Below are 13465 nucleotides of genomic sequence, written 5' to 3'. Positions count from 1 at the left end.
GGTGGTGGCCGGTTGGTCAGACAGATCTCGGCACCGGGGGCGCCAGCGAGGTGGAGCTGCGGAGCTGGAGCTCCGCGGTCCCGGGGGGGGAAGGTTAAAAGAGTGGTTACGGAAATGAATCAGGCTTCAGTCTTTCGCCTTCCTGTAGGAGCGGGCCATGCCCGCGATCGAATCTCGATGGCGACAAGTCCGATCACGGCCAGCGGCCGCTCCTACAATACGGCAGCCGGCGGAATTACTCGTAGCGGTCGCGGCCGGGAGTGTCCTCTCCGTTTCCCTTTACCGGCGGCGGCGGCAGGGCTTCCGATTCCAGCTCGCGGCGCAGCAGGTGGGAACGGGTTTCCTCCAGTTCGTGCAATCGCTGCTGAACCCGCCCGTTGAAGGAGTGCTCCGGGAACGCCCCCCGCTTGTCTGCGCGGCCCACTTCCAGGCCGGTGAGCAGGGCCAGCGCTTCGTCCACTTCCTTCACCGCGCAGATGGAGAATTTTTTCTCACGCGCCGCTTCGACCACCTCCTGCTTGAGCATCAGGTGCTGGATATTGGCCGCGGGAATAATCACACCCTGGGTGCCATCCAGCCCCCGCGCCCGGCAGAGTTCAAAGAAGCCCTCGATTTTTTCGTTGACGCCGCCCACCGCCTGCACCTGTCCGAGCTGGTTGACGGAGCCGGTCACCGCATAGCACTGCCGCAGCGGCACCCGGGCGATGGCGGACAGCAGCGCACAGAGTTCCGCCAGGGAGGCACTGTCGCCGTCCACGGGACCGTAGGACTGCTCGAACACCAGGCTGACGGATAGAGACAGCGGCTGCGACGGGGCGTAGCGGTTGGCGAGGAAGGCGCCCAGTATCAATACGCCCTTGGAGTGCAGCGGCCCGCCCAGTTCCGATTCCCGCTCTATGTCCACCATCTTGCCACTGCCCAGGCGCGCGGTGGCGGTGATCCGCGCGGGCCGACCGAAGGCGGTGTCCCCCAGCGGGATGATGGAAAGGCCGTTGACCTGGGCCACCTGTTCGCCGGCCACATCGATCATCAGGATGTCCCGCTCGATCGCCTCCTGCAGCCGCTCCTGCAGCTGGCGCTGGCGGTATTCCCGCCGCTCTATGGCCTGTTGCACATGCGCCCTGCCCACCTGCCCGCTCTCTTCCCGGCGGCAGAAATAATCCGCCTCGCGCAGCAGTTCGACCAGTTGCCCGCGGTGCAGGGACAGTTTTTTTGCATCCCCGGCGAGACGCGCCGCCTGCTCGATCACCCGCGCGACCGCCTCTTTAGACAGCGGCCGCAATTTTTCCCGCTTGGCCAGGGCGAGCATCTGCCGCGCATAGGCGGCCACGCTGTCGCGCTCGCGGGTAATGTCCTCGGAGAAGTCGGCGAAGACCTTGAACAGCTGGCTGAACTCCGGATCGTAGGTCTTCAGCAGGTAGTACAGCCAGCGTTCGCCGATCAGCACCACGGTGACATCCAGGGGTATGGGTTCCGGCTCCAGGGTGATGGTGGACAACAGGCCCATCTGCAACTCCAGGGGCTGGATGCGGATCTCCGCGGAGCGCAGGGCCCGCTTCAGGGTCTCCCACACGAAAGGTGTCATCAGCAGGCGGCGGGCATCCAGGATCAGGCAACCGCCGTTGGCCCGGTGCAGGGCACCCCCCTGGATCAGCATAAAGTTGGTGGACAGGGTACCCATCTGCGACTCGTGTTCGATCCGCCCGAGCAGGTTGGTGTAGATGGGATTGTCCTCGTAGACTACCGGCACCCCTTCGGCCCTCTCATTATCCACCAGGACATTGACGCGAAAGCGGGTAAATTCCGGCGAGTGGATCAGCTTGCCGAGAGAAATGCCTTCCTTTTCCCCGCGTTCGCCGGCAGCGCGAAAGTCGTCGGCATTTTCGATCGCCTCGTGCTTGATGCTCCGGATAAACTCCTGGACATGGCCCAGCCCCTGGTAGCGCTGGAGCAGCCAGTCGATCCGCTCATCCAGGGTCAGGTGCAGAAATTCGCGATCCAGCCGCTTGAGTTCCCTGGTCAGTTTCTCGTGCCAGCGCAACGCGCGCCCGAGGGTTTCCTTGAGATCGCTGTTGACCTTTTCGATATTTTCCTTGAGCCGCTCCTGCTCCTCTTCCGGCAGTTCGGAAAATTTCTTCGGGCTGATAAATTCACCGTCGATCAGCGGCCCGATGGTATAGCCGGAGGGTGTCCTCATCACGCCGATACCGAGATCTTTGGCGCGGTCTGACAGTTTGCCCAGGGCCTTCTCCTCGCGGTCCTCCAGTTGCTGCTTGAGCTCATCATGGCGGGCGCGGTATTCGTCGCTCCGGAAAATATCGGGAATGGCGGTCAGCAAATGCTCCAGTAAATTCTCGGTGTCGCGCTGTAGTTGGTGCGCCGTACCGGCAGGCAGGACCAGCGCCCGGGGCCGGTGTTCCTCTTTGAAATTGTGGATGTAGCAGAGATCGGATGCGGGCTCCCGCTGCTTCGCCCAGGCGGAGACCCGTTTGTTAACCAGCGAGTGCTTGCCCAGCCCCACGGAGCCTGCAACATAGAGGTTATAACCGCCACCAGGCATATCCACCGCGAAATCCAGCGCCTCCAGGGCCCGGTCCTGACCGAACGGCCGGCTCTCCACGGCTTTCTCCGCCGCCGGCTCCAGCTCAAGCCACTCCAGGGGACAGTGCTGATACAGTTGATCCGGCGACAGCGGGGCAGGTTTCATGTGGGCGCCTGAGTTATGCAGTGATCCATTAAAAATATAGACTCAGCCGAAATCCTGCCGCTCCATCCACGGAATAATCCGCTCAAAAGCCAATTCGATACTCCTGATGGAGGTGGCGTAGCTGATGCGCAGGGCGTTGCGGCAGGACTCGCCGAAAGTGTCACCGGCGATGGTACAGACGCCGGTCTCGCGCAGCAGGCGCAGGGCCACATTGTTGCCGTTCACCCCTTCCGGCAACGATGGAAACAGGTAGAAGGCTCCTTCCGGCATATACCCTTCCAGGAATGGCGTCTGCTCCACCAGTTGTACCAGCCGGTTGCGGCGCTTCTTGTAGGTCTCGTTGATCTCGTCGATAAAGTTGCGCTCGCCTTTGAGCGCGGCCACGCCGGCCCACTGGCAGGGGGTGTTGGCCACGGTGGTGGTGAACATATGGTAGCGACGCAGTTTGCGGATAGCGCCCTGGCTGGCGATCATCCAGCCGATGCGCATGCCGGCCATGCTGAAGGTCTTGGAGAAACTGCTGATCACCACCACGTGGTCCAGGTCCGAGCAACACGAGAGCACGCTGGCGTAGTCGCGGTTGTCGTACACCAGGTGGTCGTAGACTTCGTCGCTGATCACATAGATGCCGCGATAGGCAGCCTCCTGCACGATGGTCTCGATGGTTTCGCGGGGATAGACGGTGCCGGTGGGATTGCTGGGGGAATTCAGCACTATGGCGTGAGTATTGATGTCGATGGCATCGATCACCTCCTGCGGATCCAGTTGGTGATTGTTCTCCGCCCGGGTGGGTATGTACCGCACTTCGCCGCCGTTCATGCGAATCAACGGTGCGTACAGCATAAAAGAGGGGTCCGGCACAATAAATTCCCGCCCCGGCGCGGACATCGCTGTAAGCGCCAGGTAGATCGCCTCAGTGGCACCGGTGGTGACCAGGATATTTTCCGGCGACAGCGGCCGGGCGTAGCGCTCGCCGTAGTATTCCGCCAGCGCCTCCAGCAGTTCCGGCAAGCCGGCGTCCATGGTGTAGCCGGTCTGGCCCGCCTCCAACGCATCCACCGCCGCCTGGATCACGTGGGGCGGCGCCGGCGCGTCCGGCTGGCCGATGGACAGGTGAATCACATCGTCCATGGTGGCGGCCAGGTTCACCATCTTGCGGATGCCTGGCACCGGGATGGTGAGCAGCGCCGGGTTCCAGACCGGGTCCTCCGATTCGTAAAAATCGAAATCCAGGTGGCTCACACTTCCTCTCCCTCTGCGGCGTCGGTGTAAAACAGTTTCGGCCGCCTGTCGGTCAGCGGCGCCGCTTGCTGGTAAGCCTGGCCGGCGCGCAGTACCGTGACATCCTCGAAGCGCCGGCCCACCAATTGCAGGCCTATGGGCAGGCCGTCGGAAGAGAAGCCGCAGGGCACCGAGAGCGCCGGCTGGCCGGTGAGATTGAAGGGGTAGGTATAGGGCGTCCAGGAAGGCCAGCGGGTGCTGGGCCAGTCCACCGGCACCTCGCGGCCCGCCTTGAACGCGGTGATCGGCAGCGTAGGTGTCAGCAGCAGGTCGTATTTGCGGTGGAATGTCGCCATGCGCTCACACAGCGCCGTGCGCTCGTTGACCGCCGCCAGGTAGTCGAGCATGGAGAGTTGCGACGCTTTCTCCGCCACCGCCACCAGTTGGGAATCCATCAGCGCGCGCTGGCGCTTGTCGATGGTGCGCAGCGCGTTGGCGGCACCGCTGTAGAACAGGTGGCCGAAGGCCGCCAGGGGATCGTCGAACCCCGGCGCCACCTCGGTGATTTCGGCGCCCAGGGACTGCAACAGGTGCGCCGCCTCGCGCACCGCGGATTCCACCTCCGCATCCACATGCACATAGCCGAGGGTGGCGCTGAAGGCGATGCGCAGGCCGGAGAGCAACTCGCGGGGCTCCCCGGCAATAGCCGCCAGGTAATCGATATGGCGCCGGGGGATGGCATTGGTATCGCGGTCGTCCGCCTCACTTAATACATTCATCAACAGTGCGCAGTCGGCCACCGTCCAGGTCATGGGCCCGGCGTGGGCCAGGGTGCCGAAGGGGCTGGGTGGCCAGTGGGGCACCTCGCCGAAGCTGGGTTTCAGCCCCACCAGACCGCAAAATCCCGCGGGTATGCGGATGGAGCCGCCGGCATCGGTCCCCAGCGCCAGCGCTCCCATCCCCAGCGGTACCGCCGCAGCGCTACCGCCACTGGAACCGCCGGCCGTCTTGTCGGTATCCCAGGGGTTGCGGGTCACGCCGTCGATGGGGTTGTCCGTCACGCCCTTCCAACCGAATTCGGGGGTCGTGGTCTTGCCCAAGGGCACATAGCCGTTGCGCGCCAATGCCGCCACCGTCGGCGCCTCCTTGCCCAGGGTAGAGGAGGGATTGACCGTCTTCGAGCCCTTGAGAGTGGGCCACATGGGCGTGAGGAACACATCCTTGATCGCCACCGGCACCCCGTCCAGCTTGCCTTTCGGCTCGCCGGCCAGATAGCGCTGCTCCGACTCCCGCGCAAACGCCAGAGTGGTTTCCTCGTCCACCAGACAATAGGCATTCACCGCCGGATTGCAGCGCTCGATCTGGCGCAACATGGCCCGGGTTACTTCCACCGGGGAAAAAGACTTGTCTTTATACCCGGTCAGCAACTCCGCCGCGGTCATGCGGACAAAATCACTCATCGGCATTCCCTCTTCTTCTGGCTTTATCCCCCTAGCCTAGTAGGGGTGGCGCCTTAATACCGGGTAGGGGCGCGGATTCGCGTGGACTCAACCGCCCCGATGACCGCCGGTTAAATTTGTGACGCATGTCTCACTTTAGATGTTTGCTTCAGGGTGCAGTCAGCCTGGATGGGATAAATTGCATCTCGACGCATCCTGTGACGGGAACAGACAGTGAAATCAATAAGCAGAATAATTCCACTCGCGGTCCTGGTCTTGCTGGCCGGCGGCTGCGCCACCATGAGCGAAGAGGAGTGCCTGATCGCCGACTGGCACGCGATCGGCTACGAGGACGGCGCCGCCGGCCTGCAGGTAACGCAGTTGGGCAAGCGCCGCGAGGCCTGCGCCGACCATGGCGTGCGGCCGGATACCACCGCCTACCGCGCCGGCCGCGACGAGGGGCTGCAGCTCTACTGCACCGAACACCGCGGCTTCCGCCTGGGGCGCGCCGGCGGCGGTTACAACGGCGTCTGCCCCGCAGGCCTGGAGGGCCTCTTCCTGCGCGGCCACCAGGCCGGGCGCGAGATCTACCTGGCCAGGAGCGCCGTGAACCAGGTGGCCGGCGCTATCAGCGAGCGACAACAGGAGCGCGAGCACATCCTCGACGACATCACCGAAATGAGCGCGCACCTGATCAGCGACGAGGCCACCAAGGAAGAGCGTATTACGCTGTTGGCCGATATAGCCCGGCTGAAGGATCGCCACAGTGAGCTGGGCGTGGAAATCGAGGATCTGCAGTATGAACTGGCAATGCGCGAAGCGGAGTACCAGGAAGTGCAGGCGCGCTCGCCCTATCAGTAGGAAATGGCTCGAGCCTGTTGCCTCGGTGGTTGCGGCCATGGGCAGCTCCTGCAAGGAGCAGACGGGCATCGAGCATATCGAGTTTCTGAATGTTTTGGCGTTCGTCGGAAGCTTTAGCGGCCGGTACTCAATTGACCTATTCAATAGAATCTCTGGTGACAAACGACTTGGAGAAACGGAAAGCAAGGAGATCTCCTCGTATGAAAGCCGAATTCTCCCCATGCAGATTGCGCCTTGGGAAAAATTGTATCAGGCCATCCCAGCGGATTCGGTTGTGCTTACTTCACAATACTATTTAGAGCCATACCCGGCCTATTAAGCATCTTCTTAATAAACCACAGCCCTCTTCTTATAAACAGTTACAGCAAGCAGCTCCTCTCCGACCCATACAGACCAGTAGCGAGTACTTTTATACCTTTCAACTCGAATAAGCTGGCAGACAGGAGTCATCGCCTCTTTTTTCATCAGGCTCACGCATGTGTGATATTCACACACATTCAAGCAAAACACCTGCTCTAATGTCAAGCGTGTCAAGTCCACACACTTATGAAAAAGACCCAAGATAGTAAATTCAAGAACATTATCGGCCCCCAGGTGAAGGCGGCTCGCCTAGCTTTTGCCCCGCCGCTTTCACAGGATGCCCTGGCCGGGCGTCTGGCCAAGTGGGGGATTTCCTTGGACCGCAGCGCCATTTCCAGAATCGAGAGCCGGGAACGCTACGTAATGGATTATGAAGCCGTGGCTCTGGCGAAATGCTTAAAAGTCTCTATTGGATATTTATATCAACAAGAATGATCTAAAAATGGCAACTGAAACAGTCACGCTATACCGCCCTACTGGCCCGGAAGAACTAGAACTTGTCAGGCAAAGCGGCTTCAAACGTTGGCCCCAAAGACTGCCCGGGCAACCTATTTTCTATCCAGTGACAAATGAGGCCTATGCCAAACAAATCGCAACTCAGTGGAACATCAAAGACAGTGGCATCGGCTATGTCACGCGGTTTGAAGTCAAAAAACCTTTTATGGATCGCTACCAGATTCAACAAGTTGGCGGATCTGATCACACCGAGTGGTGGATTCCGGCCGAAGAACTTGAAGAGCTGAATGACAACATTGTGGGATTGATTGATGTGATTGGCGAATACCATAAAGAGTCATAAGAAATAAAAAAAATGTTTCATCATTATCCGCAGACCCAGCGGAGCGAAATAACCAATCACCTTGCTGAATTCGAAAAGCTGGGTTACACATTAGTGGAATCCGTTATTCCTCAGGAGGAACTCCGCTCTATAGAGCGCTGCTGCAGCCAGCTCGACCTATCCCGAGCTGGCGCCAGGGATCTGCTCGCACTTGACTGGTGTGCCAATATTGCGAGAGTTCTTCGAGAGCATCCGACAATTCACGCAATGTTGCAAAACTCTCTCACCGCAATCCAGTGCACTCTTTTCGTCAAGAACGACAAGCGCAACTGGCTGGTACCACTACACCGGGACCTTGGCATTCCGGTCAAAAACAGGGTGGAATCTCCAAACTGGTCGGGATGGTCGGTCAAACAGGGAACCCTTCACGCCCAACCACCTGAGTCGGTACTAAAGGGGCTGGTAGCTGTCCGGCTTCATTTGGAAGACACTGGAGTGGACAATGGAGCGCTTCAGGTCGTCCCGGGGTCGCATTTGTTGGCCGAGGATAAAGGTAAGCGAATCTTCTGCACTGCCCCCAAAGGCGGCGCACTTGTCATGCGCCCTCTTCTGTTACACGCCTCTTCAAAAGTGAGAAATGGTACCCGTAAGGTGCTCCATTTCGTATATGGCCCATCGCAGTTACCGGACGGAGCTGAATGGGCGAATCCGGTGTAAAACTTGCCAATAGCGAATAGCGGGCACGCCGCTTCGCACCTTGCTCATCCTACAGCTCTGCTCCTTTCACTCCATCCGAGGATTCATTGTAGGAGCCTGCCTGCAGGCGAATGGCCAAAGCTCTGAGCTGGCAAATACTCGGGCGGCCGACCATAGCGGTGGGTGGGCCTTTAAATTACAGCTGCCTGGGGCGAGGATGATCGCGGCCATGGGCCGCTCCTACAAGGTGCCCCTCCCCTATTTTCAGGAGAGGGACATTGAAGAGGCTAGCGATAGAAGGCTCCCATATCTTCCAGCGCCCGCACCAGGGGAGCGCGGTCGAAGGCGGATTCGGTTCTGGTGTTGTAGTCCAGGTCGTACACCTCGCCGCCGCCAAGCTGTTCGAACTGGTAGATCAGTTCGCCCTGGCGCACCGCCTTGCGGGACCAGCTGTTGAACAGCAGCGTCCTGTCCGCGGGCAGTGGAGCCAGCATGTCGATACCAGTGGTGTAGTCGGACAGCGGGTTGTTGCAGCCGAGGGCGTGCTTCATCAGGGTCGGCGCCATATCCAAGTGGCTGCTGATGCCGTCGATACGCTGTGGCTCGCGGCCGGGCCAGTGGATCACCATGGGCACGCGGGTCTGCCACTCGGAAAAGTTGCTGTTGTGGCCCCAGAAATTTTTGCCGGTTTCGTTGAATTCCTGGCCGTGGTCCCCGGTGATCACCACGATGGTGTTGTCCAGCAGTTGCTCTTGCCGCAGGCGCTGGAGGATATCGCCGATCAGCCCATCGTTGAAATGAATGGAACTTTTGTAACGGTTGAGAAACGGCAATGGATCGTAGTCGTTGTCCAGGGCCAGGTAGTTGACATTCTCCACTACCGGCTGGAAGGCCGGCGGGGTGTCTTCCGGTATGGCGAAACCGTGGGGTGCATCGAAAAACAGGAATCCGAAGAAGGGTTTCTCCCGTTCTCCCTCATCGAGATAACGATTAAAGTGCTCCGCGATATAGCGGTCCGCCGCCACCGTGGACTGTTTTTTCAGTTCCCGCGGCGGCCAGTGCAGTTCTTCCTCCGGCAATTGCGCAAAAACCGTCTTGTCAAATTCCGGGCTGTTCAGCGGCGCGCTGCCGTACAGGAAAAAGTCGTAGTCCTTCTTCTGCAGTTCGGCCATCAGTGCGGCGCCGCGCTGGCGGCCGAGCATATCGAACCAGTAGCTACCGGGCAGGCCGTAGAAGAAGCTGAATACACCGAAGCGGGTGGCATTGCCGTTGCTGTAGTGCCGCTCGAACTGCAGGGCATTTTGCGCGAAGGCATAGGTATTGGGCATCACCTGTGGGTCGAGCATATCGAAGCGCAGGGAGTCCACCATCAATACCAGGATATTGGGCGGCGTCTCCGCACTGCATTGCAGGGGAGTCCGGGGATATTGCAGGCTGCCGCCCCTGGATTGTGGCAACCGATCTGCGGTTTTCACTTTCACGCCCAGGTCGCGCATCAGCCCCTTGGCGGTCACCGGCTGGGCCCAGGGTATGTAGCGCAGCTGCGCGGTCACCGGGGTGTAGCCGGCGGCGTCCCCCCAGGCGTAAAGCAGCTGGCCACAGATCATCACCGCGGCACTGGCCGCGGCCAGGCGGCCGCCCGATGGCAGATGCCGGCGGGCGATAAAGCGCGCGAGCAACCACTGTCCCAGAGTGATCGCCGCCACCGCCGCCAGGGACAGCGCCCACATCAGCGGCGAGAAGGCGAGGATATCGCCAGCGGCGCCGCCGGTTATCAGATTCCACACCATGCTGTTGAGATGGAAGCGGTAGAGTCGGAATACCTCGTGGTTGACGCACACCAGAATCAAGCCGGCGGTGAAAATTCCCACCGCCAGCCAAAGCGCCAGCCGCCGGTGCCACAGGCCCGCCAAGCCCGCGGGCAGTGCCAGCAGCGCCGCCAGGAACAGGAAGTGGCCGGGCAGCGCCAGCGAGAGGAACAGCAGGGACCAGCCGTTGTGGATGGATGCGGAGGTAACCAGGGTGGCGCTGATCAGTGCGGCCAACAGGCCGTTTGTGGCGCCATACCAGCAGAGCCAACTGAAAAAGCCTTTGCGGGAATCGGTTGCGGGCATATGTCATCAAACTGCAATAAATCTGGGCCCGCAGTTTAGAGACGATAGCACCGCTAGGCAATCCGCCCCCCTCTGCAGGGCCGCACCACGCCGGCGGCGACGCCGGGAAGGTCTGGAAGCACCCACTATCAGCATGCCCGTAAAGAACCGCCGGTAGCAGGCCCGCCCAGGCCTTAACTTAGTGCCATTGAGGCCCGAACCTAATACCGCTACCTTAAGCGTTGTTTCGGCCGTAGGATGGGCAAAGGAGCGTAGCGACGTGCCCATCTTCCGGGGTCTTGATGGGCACGCTACGCTTTGCCCATCCTACAAATATGCCGATTTTCGGCTTAAGGTAGCGGTATTAAGGCCCGAACCCAATGGCCATAACGGGCCTGATGGCCAAAATGCCCCTCCCAGTGTTCCGATAGCTTGCTAACACAATTGCGCCTCCAACTCTGGTAAGACATCAAACAGGTCTGCAACCAAACCGTAATCCGCGATATCAAAAATAGGGGCGTCAGCATCTTTATTGATAGCAACCACCACTTTCGAATCCTTCATTCCGGCAATATGCTGAATAGCTCCAGAAATACCCACCGCTATATACAGCTCAGGGGCTACCACGCGACCGCTCTGGCCTACCTGCAAATCATAGGGAACGAAGCCTGCATCCACCGCTGCCCGGGAGGCACCGACCGCTCCATCGAGTTTTTCCGCCAGAGAATACAGCAATTTAAAATTCTCACTGCTGCCGATTGCCCGCCCGCCGGAAATCACCACCTTTGCGGTACCCAGATCGGGCCTCTCTGATTGTCCAACTTCGATCTTGATACGACGGGAGAGCTGTAAATCGAAAACCTTATCCACAACTTCTAAACTGCAGGCTTCCGTTCTTTGCGTAACAGGAGGAAAAGCCGATGTACGGACAGTCATTGCCTTAACTTTGTCATGCGACTGGATCTTCGCAATCAGGTTTCCTGCATAAATAGGCCGAAGAAAAACATCAACATCTTCAATATACAAAACATCAGTAAGTGGCTGAACGTCCAGCAATGCTGCCAGCCTCGGCATAACGTTTTTGCCAAAAGTATTGGCGGAAGCGAGAATATGACTATAGGAGGGCGCCAACTCCGCCACGAGTGAAGCGAGGTTTTCTGCCGACAATGATTCGTAGCAAGGATGGTCAGCAAGTATCACATTGGTCACACCTTCAAGATAGCGGGCGTCCTCAGCAACTGCCCGGCACTCACTACCGGCCACCAACAGGCTGATATCCTCGCTGACTGCCAGTGCCGCCCGCACAACGTTAAGGGTAGTCGCATCCAGTACACCTTCGCTGTGCTGCGCAATAATCAATACCTTCATAGAATCACCTTCGCCTCGTTCTTTAGCTTTTCAATCAGAGCGGTCACCGAGTCAACCTTTATTCCAGGCTTACGCTCGGACGGAAGACTGACCCCCAACAATGTTTGCCTGGGACGGGTATCCACTCCGAGATCACCCAGCGCCATGACTTCCAGAGGCTTTTTCTTAGCCTTCATGATGTTGGGTAGAGAGGCATAACGCGGCTCATTGAGACGAAGATCCGCCGTCAACACCGCTGGCAGCGGCAGTTCCCAAACTTCTGAACCGCCGTCGATTTCTCGCGTTATTGCCACCAGATCACCGATAATATCAATGGTCGAACAGAAAGTACCCTGAGGATAGCCACAAAGCCCGGCCACCATTTGTCCCGTCTGGTTATTGTCGTTATCAATACCCTGCTTACCAAAAATAAGTAGATCCGGATGTTCCCTGTCAACTATGCTTTTCAGGCACTTGGCGACTGCCAATGGCTCCAGGGGACTATCTACTTCGACTAATATTCCCCGATCGGCGCCCATAGCCAGGGCTGTACGAATCTGTTCCTGTGCCTGCTTCTCACCAACAGATACAGCTATCACTTCGCACTGGTCGTTCTCATCCTTGATTCTTAGAGCCGCCTCAATGGCAATTTCACAAAAAGGATTGAGTCCCATCTTTGCCAGGCTCAGATCGACATCAGACCCATCATCCTTAGGTCGTGCTTTTACGTTGTAATCAATAACGCGCTTTACGGGCACAAGGATCTTCATGGTTCTAAAGCCTCATTAATCTATAGTGAATCAACAATTTGTATCTCGGGCGCAGCAGCACCGCGCCGATTGGTCTTCCAAAGTTCAATGCCTACCTTGTGAGCAAGCGCAATATAGGATTGCGCCAATGTACTGCCGGGCGACGCAACCACTGTAGGCGAACCGCCATCCACATCAGCTCTGATTCGCTTATCCAACGGCAGAGATCCGAGCAACTGCACCTGGTAATTGTCAGCCAGGTACTGAGCCCCACCGGAGCCGAAGACGGTTTCCTCGAAACCACAATTTGAACACCGATGTGAGGCCATGTTCTCTACAATCCCCAATACCGGGATTGAAACCTTGTTGAACATCTCCAGCCCCTTGCGCGCATCAATTACCGCCATTTCCTGGGGAGTAGTAACCACTATCGCGGCGGATACATTAACTTTCTGCGCCAGAGATATGTGAATATCTCCCGTTCCGGGGGGCATATCGATTATCAGGTAATCCAGGTCTTCCCATAGAGTATTTTCCAACAGTTGCTGCAGGGCCCTCACCGCCATTGGCCCCCGCCATATCATCGGCGTTTTATCCTCCGACATAAACGCAACCGACATGGACTTCAAACCGTATTTCCTGATTGGGTTTACATATTTCTGATCCACAAGCTCCGGCTTTATGTCGTTATCGATTCCCAACATAGTGCGCAGACTCGGGCCATATATATCCGCATCCAGTATCCCTACCTTGGCCCCTTCAGCCTGTAATGCCAGCGCCAGATTCACAGAGGTTGTCGATTTACCTACGCCCCCCTTCCCCGACGCCACCATAATAATGTTTTTGACGTCCTTGAGCTTCCCCTGGCGGGCGATCAATGGTGAGGTAAATACCTCACCGTTGATATGCACGGTGACACCCGGGATACCGGCTTTCTCCAGTTCATTGCTGAGTGTCATTGCCAAAAGGTTACTCTTCGACTGCATCTGCAAACCGATTTTCAGATACAGCTCCACGCCACTTTCACCAATATTGATTGACTCTATAGCATCCAGTTCATTGTAGCTGGAGCCAAAGGGGGTATACCCAATCTCTCCCAATACTCTGCGTATACTTGCTTCAGTTACCTCTGACATAAGCGTCCTCACCTTTCTGTACCAACTGGCATCCTGTGCGACGTGTTCGGTGAATATCCCAGCCACAGTCCAGCGGCA

Annotated in this window: 11 protein-coding genes; 4 read left to right on the top strand and 7 right to left on the bottom strand. The window is 58.3% G+C overall.

The features are described from left to right. Positions 1–235: 235 nt before the first annotated feature. Genes PP263_RS00245 through PP263_RS00235 form a run of 3 tightly spaced genes read right to left on the bottom strand, consistent with a single transcriptional unit; the run spans position 236 to position 5388 of the window. Positions 236–2707, bottom strand: a complete 2472-nt coding sequence (locus tag PP263_RS00245) for an ATP-binding protein (RefSeq protein ID WP_308366384.1) — start codon at positions 2705–2707, stop codon at positions 236–238. Positions 2708–2749: 42 nt separating this feature from the next. Beyond that, positions 2750–3949, bottom strand: coding sequence for a pyridoxal phosphate-dependent aminotransferase (locus tag PP263_RS00240; protein ID WP_308366383.1), 1200 nt, complete (start codon positions 3947–3949; stop codon positions 2750–2752). Next, positions 3946–5388 carry an amidase gene (locus tag PP263_RS00235; protein ID WP_308366382.1) on the bottom strand — a complete coding sequence of 481 codons (1443 nt, stop codon included), beginning with the start codon at positions 5386–5388 and terminating at the stop codon, positions 3946–3948. The genes PP263_RS00240 and PP263_RS00235 overlap by 4 nt, the downstream gene beginning before the upstream one ends. Positions 5389–5601: 213 nt before the next feature. On the opposite strand from PP263_RS00235, the gene PP263_RS00230 reads away from it, so the two are divergent. The 4 genes from PP263_RS00230 (at position 5602) to PP263_RS00215 (ending at position 8083) form a co-directional block, all read left to right on the top strand. Then, on the top strand, positions 5602–6228 hold the full coding sequence (locus PP263_RS00230) for a DUF2799 domain-containing protein (protein WP_308366381.1): 627 nt from the start codon (positions 5602–5604) through the stop codon (positions 6226–6228). 546 nt (positions 6229–6774) lie between these two features. Further along, positions 6775–7023: a helix-turn-helix transcriptional regulator gene (locus PP263_RS00225; RefSeq protein WP_308366380.1), complete on the top strand. Its 249-nt coding sequence runs from the start codon at positions 6775–6777 to the stop codon at positions 7021–7023. A gap of 7 nt (positions 7024–7030) precedes the next feature. Then, on the top strand, positions 7031–7387 hold the full coding sequence (locus tag PP263_RS00220; protein ID WP_308366379.1) for a hypothetical protein: 357 nt from the start codon (positions 7031–7033) through the stop codon (positions 7385–7387). Positions 7388–7399: 12 nt separating this feature from the next. After that, complete coding sequence (locus tag PP263_RS00215; RefSeq protein WP_308366378.1) at positions 7400–8083, top strand: phytanoyl-CoA dioxygenase family protein; 684 nt, start codon at positions 7400–7402, stop codon at positions 8081–8083. A gap of 266 nt (positions 8084–8349) precedes the next feature. On the opposite strand, the gene PP263_RS00210 is transcribed toward PP263_RS00215, so the two are convergent. The 4 genes from PP263_RS00210 to apbC all read right to left on the bottom strand — a co-directional run bounded on the left by PP263_RS00210 (position 8350) and on the right by apbC (position 13387). Beyond that, complete coding sequence (locus PP263_RS00210; RefSeq protein ID WP_308366377.1) at positions 8350–10176, bottom strand: sulfatase-like hydrolase/transferase; 1827 nt, start codon at positions 10174–10176, stop codon at positions 8350–8352. 414 nt (positions 10177–10590) lie between these two features. Continuing rightward, positions 10591–11523, bottom strand: a complete 933-nt coding sequence (locus PP263_RS00205) for an FAD-binding protein (RefSeq protein ID WP_308366376.1) — start codon at positions 11521–11523, stop codon at positions 10591–10593. Further along, the gene (locus PP263_RS00200) at positions 11520–12272 is read right to left on the bottom strand and encodes an electron transfer flavoprotein subunit beta/FixA family protein (RefSeq protein WP_308366375.1); all 753 of its coding nucleotides are present in this window, start codon (positions 12270–12272) and stop codon (positions 11520–11522) included. The genes PP263_RS00205 and PP263_RS00200 overlap by 4 nt, the downstream gene beginning before the upstream one ends. A gap of 20 nt (positions 12273–12292) precedes the next feature. Then, on the bottom strand, positions 12293–13387 hold the full coding sequence (apbC, locus tag PP263_RS00195) for an iron-sulfur cluster carrier protein ApbC (RefSeq protein ID WP_308366374.1): 1095 nt from the start codon (positions 13385–13387) through the stop codon (positions 12293–12295). Positions 13388–13465: the final 78 nt, after the last annotated feature.

Source organism: Microbulbifer sp. TB1203, assembly GCF_030997045.1.
Lineage (GTDB): Bacteria > Pseudomonadota > Gammaproteobacteria > Pseudomonadales > Cellvibrionaceae > Microbulbifer.
Note: the sequence above shows the minus strand (reverse complement) of the source record. Positions and strands in the feature narration are given on the sequence as shown.